The organism is Micromonospora sp. CA-111912 (assembly GCF_050948415.1).
In the GTDB taxonomy this organism is placed as follows: domain Bacteria; phylum Actinomycetota; class Actinomycetes; order Mycobacteriales; family Micromonosporaceae; genus Micromonospora.
In genome coordinates, this window is record NZ_CP192007.1 from 5,761,256 (window position 1) to 5,778,563 (window position 17,308).

Sequence of the window (17,308 nt, forward strand, 5' to 3'; positions counted from 1 at the left end):
AGGGGTTCGGGTCAGGCAGCGGCGGCGGCCACGGCCGTGCGGGCCACCAGGGCCCGGCGCAGGTCGTCGTCCAGGTCGGTGACCACCCGCCGCAGGCCGGCGGGAAGGTCGTCGCGGGCCAGCAACGCCGCGGCCAGGTCCCGGGTGGGCAGCGCCACGGCGTACCGGGGGAAGGCCAGGTGCGCGACGGACTCGGCGGCCGAGGGGGTGCGCCGGGGCCACGCCGCCGGCATGTCGGCGAAGTACCGCGACACGTACGGCGCGGTCAGCTCGGCCTGCTCGGGCTGCCAGAAGCCCTCCGCGGCGGCCTCGACCAGCCGGACCGACAGCTCGGTGTTGCGCACCACGGCCTCCCACGCCGCCGCCTTGGCGGCCGGGTCGGGCAGCGCGGCCCGGCAGCCGGCGGCCCGCTCAGCGCCGGCGGCGCTCAGGTCGGCCGCCGCCTCGGCGGAGATCTCCGCCTCCCCGGCCGCGCCGAGCACCACCAGCCGGCCGAGCACCGACCAGCGCAGCTCGGTGTCCACGGCCAGCCCGTCGGGCACGCCCCGGCCGGCCAGCCAGCCGGTCAGCAGGTCGATGTCGGTGGTCGCGCCGATCAGGGCCCGCGCGGCGGCCAACTGCCGCGACCCGCCCGGGCCGGCGGCGGCGAGCATCCGCTCGCAGGCCCCGGCGAGCCGGAGCAGCGCCGCCTCCCGGGCCAGCGGGTCGAGGTAGCGGTCGACCAGCGGCCGGACCGCCAGCAGCACGTCCTCCACGACCCCCAGCTCGGTCTCGCCGGGCAGCGCGGCGTCGACCAGTCCCACCAGCCCGGCGACCGGCCGCTCGCCGTCGGTGGCGGCGTCCAGCGCCTCACCCCAGAGCAGGGCCCGGGCCAGCGGGTCGGTCAGGGTCGGCAGCACCAGCGGTACGGCGTCCGCCGAGGCGGGGTCGAGGCGGATCTTGGCGAAGGTGAGGTCCCCGGCGTTGGGCAGCAGCAGCCGGGCGGCCGGCTGCCCGACCAGCCCGGTGAGGACCGTCCGGCCCCCGTCGGCGTCCGGGTCGAGGTCGACCTCGTCCCGGGTGACCGTGCCGTCGGCGGCGTACCGGGCGACGCCGATCCGGTGCGGGCGCAGCACCGGATGGGTGGCCGGGGCCGTCTGCACGATCGCCGCCTGCGCGTACCGGCCGTCGGCGTCGACGGTGACCTCGGCCCGCAGGGTGTTCACCTGGGCCCGGCGCAGCCAGCGCGCGGCCCAGCCGGACAGGTCCCGGCCGCTGGCGGCGGAGAGGGCGCCGAGCAGGTCGGCGAGGGTGGCGTTGCCGAACCGGTGCGCCGCGAAGTGCGCGTTCAGCCCGGCCAGGAACGCCTCGTCGCCCACCCACGCCACGAGCTGACGCAGCACGCTCGCGCCCTTGGCGTACGAGATGCCGTCGAAGTTGAGCAGCGCCAGGGCCGAGTCGGCGACCTCCTCGGGAGCGACGGGATGGGTGGACGGGCGCTGGTCGGCCGCGTACCCCCAGCCCTTGCGGCGCAGCGCGAAGGTGGTCCACGCCTGGTCGAACCGGGTCGCCTCGGCGGTGACCCGGGTGCCCAGGTACTCGGCGAACGACTCGTTCAGCCACAGGTCGTCCCACCAGCGCATGGTGACCAGGTCACCGAACCACATGTGCGCCATCTCGTGGGCGATCGTGGTGGCCCGCTGCTCGCGCTGGCTGTCGGTGACCGCCGAGCGGAAGACGAGGTCGTCGCGGAAGGTCACCAGGCCGGGGTTCTCCATCGCGCCGACGTTGAACTCCGGCACGAACGCCTGGTCGTACTTGCCGAACGGGTAGCGCTCGGCGAACAACTCGTGGAACCGGTCCAGGCACTGCCTGGTGATGGTGAGGATCTCCTCGGCGTCGGCGTCCAGGTGCTCCGCCAGCGACCGCCGGCACCAGATGCCCAGCGGGACGCCATCGTGCTCGGTCCGGCGCACGTGCCACGGCCCGGCGATCAGCGTGACCAGGTACGGCGCCAGCGGGGCCGTCGGGGCGAACTCCCAACGCCCCGGCCGGGGGGTGGCGACCGGCTCGCCGTTGGCCGCGACCGTCCACTCCGCAGGGGCGGTGACGGCCAGGGTGACCGGGGCCTTCAGGTCGGGCTGGTCGAAGGCGGCGAAGATGCGCTGGGCGTTGTCCAGGAAGGACATGGCGTACAGGTACGTCTCGCCGTCGGCGGGGTCGACGAACCGGTGCAGCCCTTCGCCGGTGTTCGAGTACGCCATCTCGGCCTCGACGACGAGCGTGTTGGCCTCGGTCAGCCCGGCCAGCGGAAGCCGGTTGCCCGTGAGGACCCCGGGGTCGAGGTCCCGATCATTCAGGCGCACGGCCAGCAGCCTCGCGGGGTTGACCTCGACGAACGTGTCCGCCCCGGGGGTCGCCCGAAAGCGGATCGTGGTGTGCGAGCGGAACTGCCCGCCGCCACCGGTCAGGTCGAGGTCCACCTGGTAGGACTCGACGGTAATCAACGCGCCACGCGCGGTCGCCTCTACATGGCTCAGGCTCGGCATCCGCTTATCCTGCCCGATGGGAAACCACACTCGTTTCCCATCACGTTCTGCGATGGAGGAACCAACAATGGGTCAGCACCCCAAGGGCGACTTCGACCTGTCCCGGGCGATCTGGCAACGGGCCGAGGGCGACACCTCGGACAGCGCGGTCGAGGTGGCCTTCGTCGACGACCTGATCGGCATGCGCAACTCCGCCGAGCCGGAGGGCCCGGTGCTCGTCTTCACCCAGGCCGAGTGGGACGCCTTCGTCGCCGGCGCCCAGGACGGCGAGTTCGACCTGGACTGAGCCGGTCGACGCGACATCGGCCCTCGTCGGCGGCGGGGTGGCACACCCGATCGGGGTGCCGCACCTCCGCCGACGAGGGGCCCGCCCGCTCAGTCGCCGTCTCCCCAGCCAAGGCCGCCCGGGCCCGGCCCGTGGTGGAAGCCGGGATGGCCGGCCACGTCGACACACCGCTCGCTGTCCGGGCCGACCGCACCACAGAACAGCCGCTCGGCCCGGTGCCAGGCGTCGGCCGGGGACAACGCGGCGGCCCCGAGGGCCAGCTCGGGGCGGAGCAGGCTCAGCGCTTCGGCGTACGTGACGGCCAGCTCGCGGGCCAGGTCGGCGCCGTCGGCCGCGAACCCGAGGTGCACCGTGAAGTAGCGCGGCGGCGCCTGCCGCCGGGGCGGGGCGAGCAGCGGGCGATCGGGTCCACCGATCCTGCCACCCGCCGGGCCGGCACCCAGCCCTCTGACCGCCCGACGCTCCCGCCAGCGCCGCGACCCGTTCTCCCGCATGCGGTCCTCCCCGTCCTCGCCGACCGGCGGGCCGCCGGTCGGCCCGTGCGATCCAGCGAACCAGGTTTCCGCCGCCCGGGGAGGGGCCAGCCGGGCGCGGATCCGCCCGCCGACCCGGGCGAGCGTTTGACCAGGCGAAATGCGGGCATCCGCTGCGGCCCGGCCGATCGACACCACGGGAGGCACCGGTGCCCTTCGACGTCAATGCGGGTGCCCGGCCGGCCGCCGCCGTCCCCGACGCGGCGGGCCGGCCGGGGACGCTCGCGGACGCCGCCCCGGTCCGCCGCCGGCTCCCCGTCGAGTACGTCCTGCCGCTGCGCTGGTCCTGCGACGCCGGGCTGGCCGAGCTGACCGGCTACCTACGCGAACTGGGCCGCCTCGTCGACGTGACCGTGGTCGACGGCTCCGCCCCCGAGGTCTTCGCCCGGCACGCCGCCGCGTGGCGGGGCGTGGTACGCCACCTCGCCCCCGATCCGGCGGTGCGCGGCGGCAACGGCAAGGTCGTCGGGGTGCTGACCGGGGTGGCGGCGGCCCGACACGAGCACGTGGTGATCGCCGACGACGACGTCCGCTACGACGAGGCGGGGCTGCGCGCCACGCACCGGCTGCTCGGCGGCGTCGACCTGGTCCGCCCGCAGAACCACTTCGACCCGGTGCCCTGGCACGCCTGGTGGGACACCGGCCGGACCCTGCTCAACCGCGCCCTCGGCGCGGACTGGCCGGGCACCCTGGCCGTGCGCCGGAGCACCTTCGTCGCCATGGGCGGATACGACCCGGACGTGCTCTTCGAGAACCTGGAGCTGGTCCGCACCGTGCGGGCGTACGGGGGTACCGAGGCGACCCCGCCCGGGCTGTACGTCCGCCGGCTCCCACCGGACGGCGCGCACTTCCGCGGGCAGCGGGTCCGCCAGGCGTACGACGAGCTGGCCCAGCCGGCGCGGTTGGCGACCTCGCTGGCGGTGCTGCCCGCCGTGCTGGCCGCGTTGGCGGCCCGCCGCCCCGGCCTGGTGATCGGCGCGGCGGCGGCCGTGGTGGCGCTCGCGGAGGTGGGTCGCCGCCGGGCCGGTGGGGCACGGGTCTTCCCCCGCACGGCGGCGCTGGCCACCCCGCTGTGGCTGCTCGAGCGCGGCGTCTGCTCGTGGCTCGCCGTCGCCCATTGGGCGCTGGGCGGCGTGCCCTACGCCGGTGCCCGCATCGCCCGCGCCGCCAACTCACCCGGCGCCCTGCGGGCGAGGCGGAACGTCCGGTCGACACCCGAGGCGTAGCGGGCCCCCGACCGACGCAGCTCGCGGCCACCGCCCGGCCTGCGCCGGGAGTGACCGCGAGCTGCGAAGTACGGTGCCCTGATCAGTACCGGACCTGTTCGCGAGACTGCTGGGCCTGGTCCCGCACGTCGTGCGCGGCCGACTTGGTGTCGTCCCTGACCGCGTGCACGGCGTCCTGGGCGGTGGACCGCACGGACTCGGTGGCCTGCCGGGCCGGCTCGCGCAGCTCCTCCTTCAGCTCGTTGGCGACCTCGCCGAGCTTTTCCTTCACCGCACCGGCGTGCTCGCCGGCCCGGTCCTTGACCTGGGTCGCCACCTGCTGCTCGCGGCGGGTGGCCGGGATCAGGGAGGAGACCAGCATGCCGACGCCGAAGGCGATCAGGCCGGCGGCCAGCGGGTTGCCCTCCGACTTCTCCCGCAGCACCTGCGGTGCCCGCTGCGCGGCGTCGCCAACGGTCGAGGCCGCCGAGTGCGCCTTGTCGGAGACGGTGGAGGCCGCCGACGAGGCCCGGTCGGCCACCGAGTGCGCGGCGTTGCTGGAGCTGTGGCCGTAGTCGGAAGCGGTGCCCATGACCTTGTCCCTCACATTCTGCAGCGCGTTGCGCGCCCGCTGCTTACGGTCGTCGACGATGCGCCCCGGGCTGACCTTGTACGCCAGCGCGTCCACATCGGTGCTGAGGCTGTTGCGGGTGGCCTCGATCTCCCGGCGGATCTGGTCGGGATCGGTGCTCATCGGGTGACTCCCTCCGGGTTGGGCTTGAGCGCGTCGGGGATCCGCTGCACGCTGTCGCTGGTCTGCTTGAAGCCACGTACACGCTGGGCGTTCTTCTTGGCCATGGAGTAGAGGACGGCGGCGATCGCGCCCCAGATCACGGCGACGATCAGCGCCGCCCAGCCGGCGTCCATGACGTTGGACAGCCCGGCCCAGAGGGCGATCGACAGGAACAGCGCCACCATGTAGCCGCCGAAGCCGGCGCCGCCGAACAGGCCGGCGGCCTTGCCAGCTTTCTTGCCCTCCTGGCGGATCTCGGCCTTGGCCAGCTCGACCTCCTGGCGCATGAGCGTGGAGAGGTCGCTGGTCACCTGGCGCATCAGCTCGCCGATGGAGCTGCCCCTGACCTCGTCCGCGGTGTGCGGCGCACCTGCGGGGCGGTACCCGGAGTCCACTCCGGGGTCCTGCGTCGGCACGGTCATCCCGTCGTCTCCCTTCGGATGGCTCGCGCGGTCACGGACGGATGGTGCCGCTGGACGGCACACCCGGCAGCGGGTCGGTCTGGGTCACCGGGGGCAGCGGCTGGCCGGTGCTGCCGGCCGGGTCGGCGTACCCGGTGGTCGTGCCCGGGTCGGGGTAGGCCGCGCCCTGGCCGGAGTAGCCGGCGCCGGACCCGGCGTAGGTGCCCGGGGTCGGGTCGAGGTAGCCGCCCGGCGGGATCTGGTCCGGCACGGCGCGGGGGGCCGGCGGGGTCGGGATGACGGCGGTCCGCTCCGGGTCGTAGCCGTCGGTCGGGCCGTACGCCCCGCGGGTGCCACCGGTGCCGTCGGACGCGGCGGACAGGTTCCGGGTCAGCCGGCCGGCGAGCACGCCGAGCACCGCGGCGCCGACCAGGAAGGTGCCCGGGTTGCGGCGGGCGTAGCCCTTGACCTCGTTGACGATGTCGCCGGGCTGCCGCTCCTCCAGCCAGCCGGCCACGCCGTTGACCCGGTCGGCGGCCTGGTGGGCCAGCTCGGTCACCGGGCCGGCCTGGCCGCCCTGCTGCGCCATCGAGCGCATCTCGTCGGCCAGCGAGCGCAGCCCACCGGCGGCCCGGCGCTGCTGCTCACCGGTCTGGCCGGCGAGCTGGTCGCGTGCCTCGCCGTAGAGGTTGCGGGCCTGGCGCTTCGTCTCGCCGATTACCTCCCGGCCCTGCTCCTTGGCGGTCTGGGCGACCGCGTCGCCGGCGTGCGCGGCCTCGGAGCCCACCTGGCGGGCCTGCTCCCGGACGCCGTTGCTCGGCTCCGTCCCGTACGTGGAGGTCGTGGGTGACAGATCGTAGGTCATGATGCCCCTTCCGCTCGAAAAGTCGTCGCGGTATCACTTCGTTGGGATTCGCTGGCCTTCATACCGCCGGCGTCTTTTGACCTACCCTCGGTCCAGCCCGCCATACCTGATTCCTGATTTCTCTGCGGAATCTGTGAGCGCACACACAGAATGGAGGATCGTCGGGAGCTGCTGATCCACGGAGGTGACAGCGATGGCGCACGGAACCCCCAAGCCCCGGGTGCGGCAGGCCGCCGCCGTGGTGGCCGCGCTGTTCCTCCTGCTCGGCGTGCTCGGCTTCGTTCCCGGCATCACCACCGGGTACCACGACATGGCCTTCGCCGGGCACACCTCCGGCGCGAAGCTGTTCGGCCTGTTCCAGGTGTCGGTCCTGCACAACGCCCTGCACCTGCTCTTCGGCCTGGCGGGGCTGGTCCTCGCCCGCAGCGTCGGCGGCGCGCGGATCTTCCTGGCCGGCGGCGGCGCGATCTACCTCGGGCTCTGGCTCTACGGGTTCGCCATCGAGTTCTCCGCCGAGCACAGCGCGGTCAACTTCATCCCGCTCAACGGCGCGGACAACTGGCTGCACCTGGCGCTCGGCTTCGGCATGCTCGCCCTGGGTCTGCTGCTGTCCGAGCGGGCCGGCACGGGTGGCCGGCTCGACGACCCGATCGACCGCCCCTGACCCGTCGCCCCCGTCGTCACGCCCACCGGTGGCGCGGCGCCCCAGGCCCGGTGGCGGGCCGAACCAGCGGTGGGGGGCCGGGACCGCCGCAGCGTCGCCCCCGCACCGAGGGTGGCGGTGTCAGGCCGCGACCGGGAGGCGCTTGGCGAAGCAGCGGCTGTACGGGTTGGCGACGTACTCGCCGAACACCGGGATCGGGGCGTATCCGCAGGAGGTGTAGAGGCCGATGGCCGCCGGCAGGTAACTGCCCGTCTCCAGCCGGATCTCGGCGTACCCCTGTTGGAAGGCCAACTCCTCCAGCGCGGCCAACAGTTGCCGGGCGATCCCCCGCCCCCGGTACGCGGGCCGGACGTACATCCGCTTCAGCTCGCCGGTGCGCGGGTCGAGCTCCTGGATGCCGCCGCAGGCGACGGCCCGGCCGGTGGCCACGAAGGCGAGGTAGCGGATGTCGTCGTGGGTGACGGTCGCCTGCCCGTCCAGGCCGCCGTCGGCCTCCCGCAGCTCCCGCTGCTGTGCCGCGACCAGGGTGGCGATCTCCGGGTCGGTGGTGGGCCGCGATTCGATCAGCATCCCGAGAACGTAGGCCGCCCGGGTTTCCCCCAGGTTTCCGGCGGACGACCCGGCGGCGGCGCCCGGCGAGCGGTTCGTCGTAGGGCCGCCCGCCGGGCCGCCGGAGCTATTCGTCGAGGTCGGCGGCCGACTCGGCGTCCGTCCCGTCGGCACCCAGTTCGTCGTCCGAACGCACCCGGCGGGACTTGCGCGCGGCGAGCCGCTCGGCGGCCGAGGCCCGGGACGACTTCTCCTCCAACCGCACGTCGGTGCCCCGGTTGCCCGGGACGAAGTCGACGCCCGCGTAGAGGGTGGGCTGCCAGTCGAACTCACGCTCGCCGATCCGCACCAGGTCGCCGGGGTTCGCACCGGCCTTGGCCAGCTTGTCCTCGACGCCGAGGCGGGCCAGGCGGTCGGCCAGGTAGCCCACCGCCTCGTCGTTGTCGAAGGTCGTCTGCCGAACCCAGCGCTCCGGACGCACGCCCCGGACGGTGAACGACCCGTCCGACTCCGCCTCGACGGTGAAGCCGGTGTCGTCGACCGCCTTCGGGCGGATGATGATCCGGGTCTCCCCGGCCGGCGTGGCGGCGGTGCGGCCCTGCTCGACCAGCTCCGCCATGGCGAACATCAGCTCTTTGAGGCCCTCGCGGGTGGCCGCGGACACCTCGAAGACCCGCAGGCCACGGGCCTCCAGGTCGGGGCGGACGATCTCGGCGAGGTCCCGACCGTCCGGCACGTCGACCTTGTTCAGGGCGACGAGGCGGGGCCGGTCCACGAGCCCGCCGTACTCGGCGAGCTCGGCCTCGAGGGCGTCGATGTCGGCCAGCGGGTCCCGGTTGGGCTCCAGGGTGGTGGTGTCGATCACGTGCACCAGCACCGCGCAGCGCTCGATGTGCCGGAGGAACTGCAGCCCGAGGCCCTTGCCGGCGGCCGCACCCGGGATCAGGCCGGGCACGTCGGCGACCGTGAAGATGTGGTTGTCGGCCTGGACCACGCCCAGGTTGGGCACCAGCGTGGTGAACGGGTAGTCGGCGATCTTCGGCTTGGCCGCCGAGATGACCGAGATCAGCGACGACTTGCCGGCCGACGGGAAGCCGACCAGGCCGACGTCGGCGACGCTCTTGAGCTCCAGGACCACGTCGAGCTGGTCGCCGGGCTCACCCAACTCGGCGAAGCCGGGGGCCTTGCGCCGGGAGTTGGCCAAGGAGGCGTTGCCCCGGCCGCCCCGGCCGCCCCGGGCCACCTCGAACGTGGCGCCGGCACCGACCAGGTCGGCCAGCACCTCGCCGTCCGGGGTCTGCACGACGGTGCCGTTGGGCACCTTGAGCACCAGTTGGCGCCCGTTCGCGCCGTCCCGGTTCGAGCCCGCGCCGCCCTTGCCGTTCTCGGCCTTGACGTGCGGATGGTAGTGAAAGTCGAGCAGGGTGTGCACCTGCGGGTCGACGACCATGGTCACGCTGCCGCCGTGCCCGCCGTTGCCGCCGTCCGGGCCGCCGAAGGGCTTGAACTTCTCCCGGTGGATCGAGACACAGCCGTGCCCGCCGTCACCGGCCTGCAGGTGCAGGACGACCCGGTCCACGAACATCGTCACGTCGTCAATCCTTCCAGCGGGATGCGCCCCGCGCGTACGAGAAAAGGCGAAGCGGGCCGGGACCTACCGGTCCGCGGCCCGCAACGCCTTCGAACTACTGCTACGCCGGTACGATGCTGACGGTCTTGCGACCGCGCTTGGTACCGAACAGGACCGAGCCGGCGGCCAGCGCGAAGAGCGTGTCGTCGCCGCCACGGCCGACCAGGTCACCGGGGTGGAACTTGGTGCCACGCTGCCGGATGAGGATCTCACCCGCGCTGACGACCTGACCACCGAAGCGCTTCACGCCGAGCCGCTGGGCCGCAGAATCACGGCCGTTACGCGAGCTGGACGCACCCTTTTTGTGAGCCATTTGAGGACGACCTACTTCCCGCTGGAGATGCCGGTCACCTTGACCTGGGTCAGCGGCTGGCGGTGACCCTGGCGCTTGTGGTAGCCGGTCTTGTTCTTGAACTTGTGGATCTTGATCTTCGGGCCCTTGGTGTGTGCGGCGATCTCGCCGGACACTGCGACCTCGGCAAGCTTCGTCGCGTCGGTCACCAGGTCGTCACCGTCGACGAGGAGCACCGCGGTGAGCTTCACCGCGTCGCCGGGGGCACCGGCGAGCTTCTCGACCTCGATCACGTCGCCCTCGGCGACCTTGTACTGCTTGCCGCCGGTCTTGACGATCGCGTACATCGGAGGCGGACTCCCTGTCGTTGAGGCTGCTGGCGGTCGTTCCCTCGGCGGCTCACCGGGTAGCAGAGGCACGGCGGCGTGGGCACGCGGGAACACGGCACACCAAAGTGCGCCGCAAGATAGCCTACGCCATCGGTGGGCTGACGCCCAAACCGGGCTCCCCGCACCCGGCGTGGCCGCCGGGGCCGAGACGGGCTCGGCGGGTGCGGCCGGGGCCTCGCCCGTCAGCGGGCGCAGAGCTGGTCGAGGCGCTGCTGGAGCTCGTCCAGCTCCTCCTCGTCGATCGCGTCCACGTCGGTGCCCAGGGTGCCCACCTCGCTGGCCAGGTCGGCCAGCAGCGTCTTGAGCTGTGGGTCGGTGGCCCGGGCGGACTGCTGTCGCAGTTCGGTGCGCCAGCCGGCCAACGCGGCCTCGGCCCGCTTGCGGGCGACCTCCGCCGTCGTGCTGTCGTTGGCCCCGACCGCGCCGATCATGCGGCCCAGCTCCGCCACGTACGTGCGGACCGCCGCACCGCTGGCCTTCTGGGCTGCGGCGCAGACCTCCGGGCCGTTCCCCCCGGCCGGCGGCCCGAGCGACCCGCCGGCCGCGCCAGGGCCGGCTCCCCCCGCCCCCGAGGTGGCCCCGGCCGCCGCAGGCGGCGAACCGCTCGGTCCGGGCTCGGAACCGGAGCGCTCGGCGGAGCAGGCCGCCCCGGCGGACAGCACCGCCATGGCGGCGGCGAGGGCGAGCAGACGACGCATTCTTCTTCTCCTGACCGGGGTGGCCGATCCTAACCGGGGCCGGGATGGCCGACAGGGCCCCGCCCACCGGTGCTGTTGCCGGGGAAGGGGCCCTGCGGGAAGCGCGGAAGGTCAGCCGGTCACGGGCGGGTGCGCCGCCGGGTACCGCCCCGACGGGACCGGCGTCGGCCGGTGCCGCCCTCGGCGTCGCCGTCGGCCTCGTCGCCCAGGGCGTCCGGGTCGTCGGCCCCGGCAAGCCGGGCGGACTCGCCCTGCTGGCTGTCCGTCACGGCCGGTGCGGCAGCCGTGTCCGCCTCGTACCGGGACAGGTCGTAGCCCATGGTGTCGTGGTACTCGACGACCGCGCTCCCGGCCGGCGCCTCGGGTGCCTCGGCCACCTCGACCACCGCGCGCTCCGGCGCGGCGCTCTTGCGGGCCCGCCGCCGCGGCGATGCCCCACCGACCTGCTCGGCCGGGGCGGGGGCGGTGACGGCCGAGGCGACCGCCTTGACCTTCTCCCCCGCACCCGCGGCGCGCGGCTTCTCCGGCACCGGATCGGTGTGGATGACCACGCCGCGACCCTTGCAGCAGTCGCAGGTCTCGCTGAACGCCTCCAGCAGCCCCGCGCCGATCCGCTTGCGGGTCATCTGCACCAGGCCCAGCGAGGTGATCTCGGTGACCTGGTGCTTGGTGCGGTCCCGGCCCAGGCACTCGGTGAGCCGGCGCAGCACCAGCTCACGGTTCGACTCCAACACCATGTCGATGAAGTCGATCACCACGATGCCACCGATGTCACGCAGCCGGAGCTGGCGGACGATCTCCTCCGCCGCCTCCAGGTTGTTGCGGGTGACCGTCTCCTCCAGGTTGCCGCCCGCACCGGTGTACTTGCCGGTGTTGACGTCGACCACGGTCATCGCCTCGGTCCGGTCGATCACCAGATGACCGCCGGAGGGCAGGAAGACCTTCCGGTCGAGACCCTTGAGGATCTGCTCGTCGATCCGGTACTCGGCGAACACGTCGCTGGTGCCGACGTACCGGCGCACCCGGTCGACCAGGTCCGGCGAGACATGCGAGAGGTACGACTCGACCATCCCGTACGACTCGTCGCCCTCGATCACCAGTTCGCGGAAGTCCTCGTTGAACAGGTCCCGCACGACCCGGATGACCAGGTCCGGCTCCCCGTAGAGCAGCACCGGGGCACCGCCGGAGGCCACCTTGGCCTGAATGTCCTCCCACTGGGCCTGGAGCCGCTCGACGTCGCGGGCCAGGTCGTCCTCGCTCGCCCCCTCGGCGGCGGTCCGGACGATCACGCCCGCCCCGTCGGGGACCAGCTTCTTGAGCGCGTCACGCAGCCGCTTGCGCTCGGTGTCGGACAGCTTGCGGCTGATCCCGGAGGCGTTGCCGTTCGGCACGTACACCAGGTGCCGGCCGGACAGGGCGATGTGGCTGGTCAGCCGAGCGCCCTTGTGCCCGATCGGGTCCTTGGTGACCTGCACCAGCACCGAGTCGCCGGACTTGAGGGCGTGCTCGATCGAGCGGGCCCGGCCCTCCAGACCCGTGGTGTCCCAGTTCACCTCGCCGGCGTACAGCACGGCATTGCGACCCCGGCCCACGTCGACGAAGGCCGCCTCCATGCTCGGCAGGACGTTCTGCACCTTGCCGAGGTAGACGTTGCCGGCCATGGTGCCGGAGGAGTTGCGGGTCACGTAGTGCTCGACCAGCACACCGTCCTCCAGGACGGCGATCTGGGTGCGGTCGCCGCGCTGGCGTACCGCCATCACCCGGTCGACCGCCTCCCGGCGGGCCAGGAACTCCGACTCGCTGAGGATCGGCGGACGGGTCCGCCGCTGCTCCCGGCCGTCGCGGCGGCGCTGCCGCTTCGCCTCCAGTCGGGTCGACCCGGAGACGCCCTGCACCTCGTCGACGGCCTTGCGCGGCTCGCGGATCTTCACGACGGTGGGCACGCCGTCGTCGGCACCGCCGTCACTGTCCCCGGCGCCCCGACGACGACGACGACGGCGGCGGCGGGTCAGCCCGTCCCCGCTCTCCTCGCCCTCGTCCTCGTCACCCTCGGCCTCGGCAGTCTCCTCCTCGGCCTGGGCGGTCTCCTCGGCGTCCTCGTCGGCGTCGTCGTCCGCGCCGCCCTTGCCGCGCCCCCGACCCCGGCGGCCACGCCGACGCCGCCGGCGAGCCGCCGCGGTCTCGTCCTCGTCCTCGTCCTCATCCTCGTCGTCCTCGGCGGCCTCCTCGGCCTCCTCGATGACGGGCTCCTCGACGGGCTCCACCGCCTCGACGAGCTCGGCCTCGCGGCGACCGCGGCGACGTCGCCGGGTCGGCTCGGGCTGCTCCTCGGCCGGCTCCTCCTCGATCACGACGGGCACCACGACCCGGGCGACCGGCGCCTCCTCCGGCTGGGGTGCCATGAAGAGCACGGTGGGCGCGGAGAGCGCAGCCCGCCGCCGCCGGGTCTTCGGCTCGGCGGGCTCGGCCGCCTCGACGGGCACAGCCGGCGGCACGGCGGGCACGGCCGCGCCGGGCGGGACCTCCCCGGCGCGGTTCTCCGCGCCGCTGGGCCGGGTGCCGGCGGCAGCCTGCGCCTCGGCGGCCCGGGTGGCCTCCGCGGCCTGGTCGGTCTCCTCGTCCTCGGCCGCCGCGCCGTCGACCGGCTGGGCGGCGGCGGGCCCGGACGTGGTCTGGGTGGCGGCCGGCGCGGACGACGCCTCCGCCTGGGTGATGGTCGGTTCGGCGCCGGCCTCGGCCGGGGCCTCCACCGCGGGTGCGGTGGCCTTGCGGCGGCGGGTCCGGGTCACCTTCACCGGGGGTACGACCTCGGCGGACGCCTCCTCCACGCTGGCCGCGACGACCGGCTCCTCCGCCGCCTTCGCGGTGGTCGCCTTGCGGCGGCGGCGCGGCGTCTTCGGGGCTTCCTCCAGCTCACCGGCGATCGGGGCGAAGACCTCGGCCTGGGGGGACTCGCTGCTGGTCGAGCCGGCGGAGGTGGACGCCTCCGTCGGCGCGTCGGTCTGCTCCGGCTGGTTCAGCGGGGCAGCCCGCCGCCGGGTGGCCCGCTTGCGGGGCGGGGCGGGCGGCGCCTCGGCGGCCGGTTCCCCACCGGGCGCCTGCTGGGCGGCGGTGGACCCGCCGACCGGGGCGGTACCCCCGGCTGCTCCGGTGACGGTGCCGCCGGCGTCGGTGGTGCGGTCAGCGGTCTCGCCGGCCGGCTGTGAACCGGTCCGTTCGCCGCCCTCGGGCTCGTTCTCGAGCATGGAGGTTCTCCAGTTCTGGCTGCCCCGGGCGCGGTTGAGCGCTGCCACGCAGGGTTGCCGCAAAAGTGTTTCCGCCGGGCGCGCGAGGTGCGCGACCGCCGAAGTCTGCCTGCCAGAGCGTTGACCGACGGTCAACGCTCATACGATGGCTGCCCCGATGCGGTCCGCGTCCAACGGATCCACGATCGCGCCCTGCGCGGTCAACGTGCCCTGCGCCAGCCGGATCACCCTCGGGGCGACCGGCGGCTCCAGGTCGGCCACCGCGCGGAGGCCGGAAAGGACGTCATCGGGTCGTACGGACGGGGTGACCTGCCGGACGACCAGTTCGAGTATCGCACACGGTACGGCTGCGGCCCCGGAAGGCGTCTGCGGAGACGCAACCACATCGATGCTGATGACTGCCGCGCGAGCGTCGAAGGTGCGGCGACCCTGCTTGGTCATCCGCTCGACCTGAACCTCCTCGGCGGCGGTGAAGGCGGCCACCGCGCGATCCAGCACAGCCGGCTCGACCTCCGGCAACTCGATCCGCCAGTGTGACGCCTCGATCCGGTCGGCAAGACCACCACCGGAGGCGACGACAGCCTCCAGGATGTCGAGGCCGGGCGAGAGGGCGGCGTCCAGCGCGGCCCGCAACTGCTCCGGGTCGACCGGCTCGCGGAGCCCGATCTCGAGGTACTCCGCCTCGCTGGCCACCCCGGTCGGGGCGGCGCTGGCGTAGGAGATCTTGGGATGCGGGGTGAAGCCCTGCGAGAAGGCGATCGGCACACCCGCCCGACGCAACGCCCGCTCGAAGGCACGGGCGAAGTCTCGGTGCGAGGTGAACCGCAGCGGTCCCCGCTTGGCGTACCGGATCCGGACACGCTGGACGATCGGGGCCTGCCCGCCCTCCGGCTGTGGTTTCCTGCTGATCGTCGTGCTCCTCGGACTCAGAACCGGTTGGTCGTGCAGGTGCCGTCGCCGACATGCCGTGACCGTGACGACACCTACCTGATCAACGCAGCGGGCGGTGGTGGCCGGCCGTGGGTCAGGGGTGGGTGTGGGTGTGGGTGGGCACCTTCAGGCCGGCGCCGTTGAGCGGGGTGAGCGGGAGCAGCTTCTGGCCCGTCGGGCCGATCTGGATCTCGGTGTCCATGGACGGGCAGACCCCACAGTCGAAGCACGGGGTCCACCGGCAGTCGTCCTGCTCGTACTCGGACGTCGAGTCCTGCCAGTCCTTCCAGAGCCAGTCCTTGTCCAGGCCCGAGTCCAGGTGGTCCCAGGGCAGGACCTCCAGCTCGTCGCGCTCCCGGGTGGTGTACCAGTCCAGGTCCACGCCGAAGGCCGGCAGCGTCGCGGCGGCGGCGTCCACCCAGCGCTGGTACGAGAAGTGCTCGCTCCAGCCGTCGAACCGGCCGCCGTCCTCCCAGACCCGGCGGATCACCGCGCCGACCCGGCGGTCGCCGCGACTGAGCAGGCCCTCGATCAGCGACGGCTCGCCGTCGTGGTAGCGGAAGCCGATCGCGCGACCGAGCGACCGGTTCGAGTTGATCTCCTGCTTGAGCAGCCTGAGCCGGCCGTCGATGACCTCCGGCCGCTCCATCTTCGCCCACTGGAACGGGGTGTGCGGCTTCGGCACGAACCCGCCGATGGAGACCGTGCAGCGGATGTCCTTCGAGCCGGTGGCGGCCCGGCCCGCCTTGATGACCTCGTGGGCCATCCGGGCGATCTGGAGCACGTCGTCGTCGGTCTCGGTGGGCAGGCCGCACATGAAGTACAGCTTCACCTGCCGCCAGCCGTTGGTGTACGCGGTGACGACGGTGCGGATCAGGTCCTCCTCCGACACCATCTTGTTGATCACCTTGCGGATCCGCTCCGACCCGCCCTCGGGGGCGAAGGTCAGACCGGTGCGCCGGCCGTTGCGGGACAGCTCCTGGGCCAGGTCGATGTTGAACGCGTCCACCCGGGTCGACGGCAGCGACAGCGACACGTTGGTGCCCGCGTACTGCTCGGCCAGGCCGGAGCACATGTCGCCGATCTCGGAGTGGTCGGCCGACGACAGCGACAACAGGCCCACCTCGTGGAAGCCGGAGAACTCCAGCCCCTGCTGCACCATCTGTCCCACCGTGGTGATCGACCGCTCCCGGACCGGCCGGGTGATCATGCCGGCCTGGCAGAACCGGCAGCCCCGCGTGCAGCCCCGGAAGATCTCCACCGCGTACCGCTCGTGCACGGTCTCGGCGAGCGGGACCAGGGGCTTCTTCGGGTACGGCCAGGCGTCCAGGTCCATCGTCGTGCGCTTGTGCACCCGGAACGGCACGTCCGCCCGGTTCGGCACGACCCGCTGGATCCGCCCGTCGGGCAGGTAGTCCACGTCGTAGAAGCGCGGCACGTAGACGCTCTCGGTGCGGGCCAACCGCAGCAACAGCTCGTCCCGGCCGCCCGGGGAGCCCTCGGACTTCCACTCCCGGACGATCGTGGTGATCTCCAGGACCGCCTCTTCGCCGTCGCCGAGCACGGCGGCGTCGACGAAGTCGGCGATGGGCTCCGGGTTGAACGCGGCGTGCCCGCCGGCCACGATCACCGGGTCGGCGTCGGTGCGGTCCGCCGCGAGCATCGGGATGCCGGCCAGGTCGATCGCGGTGAGCAGGTTGGTGTAGCCCAGCTCGGTGGAGAACGAGATGCCGAACACGTCGAAGTCGCGCACCGCGCGGTGGGCGTCGACGGTGAACTGCGGCACGCCGTGCGTGCGCATGAGGCTCTCCAGGTCGGGCCAGACCGCGTACGTCCGCTCGGCGAGCACGTCAGGCAGCTCGTTGAGGACCTCGTACAGGATCTGCACGCCCTGGTTGGGCAGCCCGACCTCGTAGGCGTCCGGGTACATCAGCGCCCAGCGGACGGTCGCCGTGTCCCAGTCCTTGACCACCGCGCCCAGCTCGCCACCGACGTACTGGATGGGCTTGGTCACCTGGGGCAGCAGCGGCTCCAGCCGAGGCCAGACGGAGTTGGCCGCGGCGGGGCGCGGGGTGGTGGACGGGACGCTCATGATGCCCAAGGGTACGCGTCCGCCCGCCGGCCGCCGCGTCGCATCCGCCGCGCGTCCGGCCCCACCCCGGGGAGGACCGGTCGCGCCCACACTGATCAGCGCGGCGGTGCAACTGCGGGGTGGTGGCCATGTACCCGATGAACACGCCGCCGGGCAGGAGTTGCGCCGCTACGGTGATCCGGCGGCACTGCCGGGGAGGGCCGGCGGG

The 17,308-nt window shown here is 73.5% G+C and carries 16 protein-coding genes; 3 read left to right on the top strand and 13 right to left on the bottom strand.

Annotated elements, in window-relative coordinates:
* Positions 1 to 11: 11 nt before the first annotated feature.
* Positions 12 to 2,528 (bottom strand): aminopeptidase N, encoded by a 2,517-nt coding sequence (gene pepN / locus ACQPZO_RS24000; RefSeq protein WP_433344140.1) that lies wholly within the window; start codon positions 2,526 to 2,528, stop codon positions 12 to 14.
* A gap of 67 nt (positions 2,529 to 2,595) precedes the next feature.
* Between pepN and ACQPZO_RS24005 the strand changes: the two genes are divergently transcribed.
* Complete coding sequence (locus ACQPZO_RS24005; RefSeq protein WP_350887135.1) at positions 2,596 to 2,814, top strand: DUF397 domain-containing protein; 219 nt, start codon at positions 2,596 to 2,598, stop codon at positions 2,812 to 2,814.
* An 89-nt stretch (positions 2,815 to 2,903) separates the two neighbouring features.
* On the opposite strand, the gene ACQPZO_RS24010 is transcribed toward ACQPZO_RS24005, so the two are convergent.
* Positions 2,904 to 3,308: a hypothetical protein gene (locus ACQPZO_RS24010; protein ID WP_433344141.1), complete on the bottom strand. Its 405-nt coding sequence runs from the start codon at positions 3,306 to 3,308 to the stop codon at positions 2,904 to 2,906.
* A gap of 188 nt (positions 3,309 to 3,496) precedes the next feature.
* Here ACQPZO_RS24010 and ACQPZO_RS24015 point away from each other — a divergent pair, with 188 nt between their 5' ends.
* Positions 3,497 to 4,573: a glycosyltransferase gene (locus tag ACQPZO_RS24015; protein WP_433344142.1), complete on the top strand. Its 1,077-nt coding sequence runs from the start codon at positions 3,497 to 3,499 to the stop codon at positions 4,571 to 4,573.
* Positions 4,574 to 4,655: 82 nt separating this feature from the next.
* Here ACQPZO_RS24015 and ACQPZO_RS24020 read toward each other — a convergent pair whose 3' ends face one another.
* The 3 genes from ACQPZO_RS24020 to ACQPZO_RS24030 are packed head-to-tail and all read right to left on the bottom strand — an operon-like array spanning position 4,656 to position 6,611.
* On the bottom strand, positions 4,656 to 5,306 hold the full coding sequence (locus ACQPZO_RS24020; protein WP_433344144.1) for a DUF3618 domain-containing protein: 651 nt from the start codon (positions 5,304 to 5,306) through the stop codon (positions 4,656 to 4,658).
* Complete coding sequence (locus tag ACQPZO_RS24025; RefSeq protein ID WP_433344146.1) at positions 5,303 to 5,767, bottom strand: phage holin family protein; 465 nt, start codon at positions 5,765 to 5,767, stop codon at positions 5,303 to 5,305. The genes ACQPZO_RS24020 and ACQPZO_RS24025 overlap by 4 nt, the downstream gene beginning before the upstream one ends.
* A gap of 31 nt (positions 5,768 to 5,798) precedes the next feature.
* On the bottom strand, positions 5,799 to 6,611 hold the full coding sequence (locus ACQPZO_RS24030) for a hypothetical protein (RefSeq protein WP_433344148.1): 813 nt from the start codon (positions 6,609 to 6,611) through the stop codon (positions 5,799 to 5,801).
* A gap of 193 nt (positions 6,612 to 6,804) precedes the next feature.
* Here ACQPZO_RS24030 and ACQPZO_RS24035 point away from each other — a divergent pair, with 193 nt between their 5' ends.
* Positions 6,805 to 7,275, top strand: a complete 471-nt coding sequence (locus ACQPZO_RS24035) for a DUF4383 domain-containing protein (protein WP_433344149.1) — start codon at positions 6,805 to 6,807, stop codon at positions 7,273 to 7,275.
* A 120-nt stretch (positions 7,276 to 7,395) separates the two neighbouring features.
* Here ACQPZO_RS24035 and ACQPZO_RS24040 read toward each other — a convergent pair whose 3' ends face one another.
* The 8 genes from ACQPZO_RS24040 to ACQPZO_RS24075 all read right to left on the bottom strand — a co-directional run bounded on the left by ACQPZO_RS24040 (position 7,396) and on the right by ACQPZO_RS24075 (position 17,100).
* On the bottom strand, positions 7,396 to 7,845 hold the full coding sequence (locus ACQPZO_RS24040; RefSeq protein ID WP_433344151.1) for a GNAT family N-acetyltransferase: 450 nt from the start codon (positions 7,843 to 7,845) through the stop codon (positions 7,396 to 7,398).
* Positions 7,846 to 7,951: 106 nt separating this feature from the next.
* Positions 7,952 to 9,415, bottom strand: coding sequence for a GTPase ObgE (gene obgE, locus ACQPZO_RS24045; protein ID WP_433344152.1), 1,464 nt, complete (start codon positions 9,413 to 9,415; stop codon positions 7,952 to 7,954).
* Positions 9,416 to 9,515: 100 nt separating this feature from the next.
* Complete coding sequence (gene rpmA / locus ACQPZO_RS24050) at positions 9,516 to 9,767, bottom strand: 50S ribosomal protein L27 (protein WP_405105339.1); 252 nt, start codon at positions 9,765 to 9,767, stop codon at positions 9,516 to 9,518.
* An 11-nt stretch (positions 9,768 to 9,778) separates the two neighbouring features.
* A complete protein-coding gene (rplU, locus tag ACQPZO_RS24055) occupies positions 9,779 to 10,093 on the bottom strand; it encodes a 50S ribosomal protein L21 (RefSeq protein WP_161691814.1) in 315 nt (104 codons plus the stop codon).
* A gap of 224 nt (positions 10,094 to 10,317) precedes the next feature.
* On the bottom strand, positions 10,318 to 10,833 hold the full coding sequence (locus tag ACQPZO_RS24060) for a hypothetical protein (protein WP_433344154.1): 516 nt from the start codon (positions 10,831 to 10,833) through the stop codon (positions 10,318 to 10,320).
* Positions 10,834 to 10,952: 119 nt separating this feature from the next.
* Positions 10,953 to 14,078 carry an Rne/Rng family ribonuclease gene (locus ACQPZO_RS24065; protein ID WP_433344156.1) on the bottom strand — a complete coding sequence of 1,042 codons (3,126 nt, stop codon included), beginning with the start codon at positions 14,076 to 14,078 and terminating at the stop codon, positions 10,953 to 10,955.
* A gap of 138 nt (positions 14,079 to 14,216) precedes the next feature.
* Positions 14,217 to 14,906: a TIGR03936 family radical SAM-associated protein gene (locus ACQPZO_RS24070; protein WP_433351208.1), complete on the bottom strand. Its 690-nt coding sequence runs from the start codon at positions 14,904 to 14,906 to the stop codon at positions 14,217 to 14,219.
* Between the two features lie 196 nt (positions 14,907 to 15,102).
* Positions 15,103 to 17,100 (bottom strand): TIGR03960 family B12-binding radical SAM protein, encoded by a 1,998-nt coding sequence (locus ACQPZO_RS24075; protein WP_433344158.1) that lies wholly within the window; start codon positions 17,098 to 17,100, stop codon positions 15,103 to 15,105.
* Positions 17,101 to 17,308: the final 208 nt, after the last annotated feature.

What these genes read in the sequence shown, in the direction of transcription:
- ACQPZO_RS24035 (WP_433344149.1), top strand. Translation starts at nt 6,805, where the DNA reads ATGGCGCACGGAACCCCCAAGCCCCGGGTGCGGCAGGCCGCCGCCGTG.
- ACQPZO_RS24025 (WP_433344146.1), bottom strand. Translation starts at nt 5,767, where the DNA reads ATGACCGTGCCGACGCAGGACCCCGGAGTGGACTCCGGGTACCGCCCC.
- ACQPZO_RS24005 (WP_350887135.1), top strand. Translation starts at nt 2,596, where the DNA reads ATGGGTCAGCACCCCAAGGGCGACTTCGACCTGTCCCGGGCGATCTGG.
- rplU (WP_161691814.1), bottom strand. Translation starts at nt 10,093, where the DNA reads ATGTACGCGATCGTCAAGACCGGCGGCAAGCAGTACAAGGTCGCCGAG.
- rpmA (WP_405105339.1), bottom strand. Translation starts at nt 9,767, where the DNA reads ATGGCTCACAAAAAGGGTGCGTCCAGCTCGCGTAACGGCCGTGATTCT.
- ACQPZO_RS24010 (WP_433344141.1), bottom strand. Translation starts at nt 3,308, where the DNA reads ATGCGGGAGAACGGGTCGCGGCGCTGGCGGGAGCGTCGGGCGGTCAGA.
- ACQPZO_RS24065 (WP_433344156.1), bottom strand. Translation starts at nt 14,078, where the DNA reads ATGCTCGAGAACGAGCCCGAGGGCGGCGAACGGACCGGTTCACAGCCG.
- ACQPZO_RS24030 (WP_433344148.1), bottom strand. Translation starts at nt 6,611, where the DNA reads ATGACCTACGATCTGTCACCCACGACCTCCACGTACGGGACGGAGCCG.
- ACQPZO_RS24020 (WP_433344144.1), bottom strand. Translation starts at nt 5,306, where the DNA reads ATGAGCACCGATCCCGACCAGATCCGCCGGGAGATCGAGGCCACCCGC.
- ACQPZO_RS24075 (WP_433344158.1), bottom strand. Translation starts at nt 17,100, where the DNA reads ATGAGCGTCCCGTCCACCACCCCGCGCCCCGCCGCGGCCAACTCCGTC.
- pepN (WP_433344140.1), bottom strand. Translation starts at nt 2,528, where the DNA reads ATGCCGAGCCTGAGCCATGTAGAGGCGACCGCGCGTGGCGCGTTGATT.
- ACQPZO_RS24040 (WP_433344151.1), bottom strand. Translation starts at nt 7,845, where the DNA reads ATGCTGATCGAATCGCGGCCCACCACCGACCCGGAGATCGCCACCCTG.
- ACQPZO_RS24060 (WP_433344154.1), bottom strand. Translation starts at nt 10,833, where the DNA reads ATGCGTCGTCTGCTCGCCCTCGCCGCCGCCATGGCGGTGCTGTCCGCC.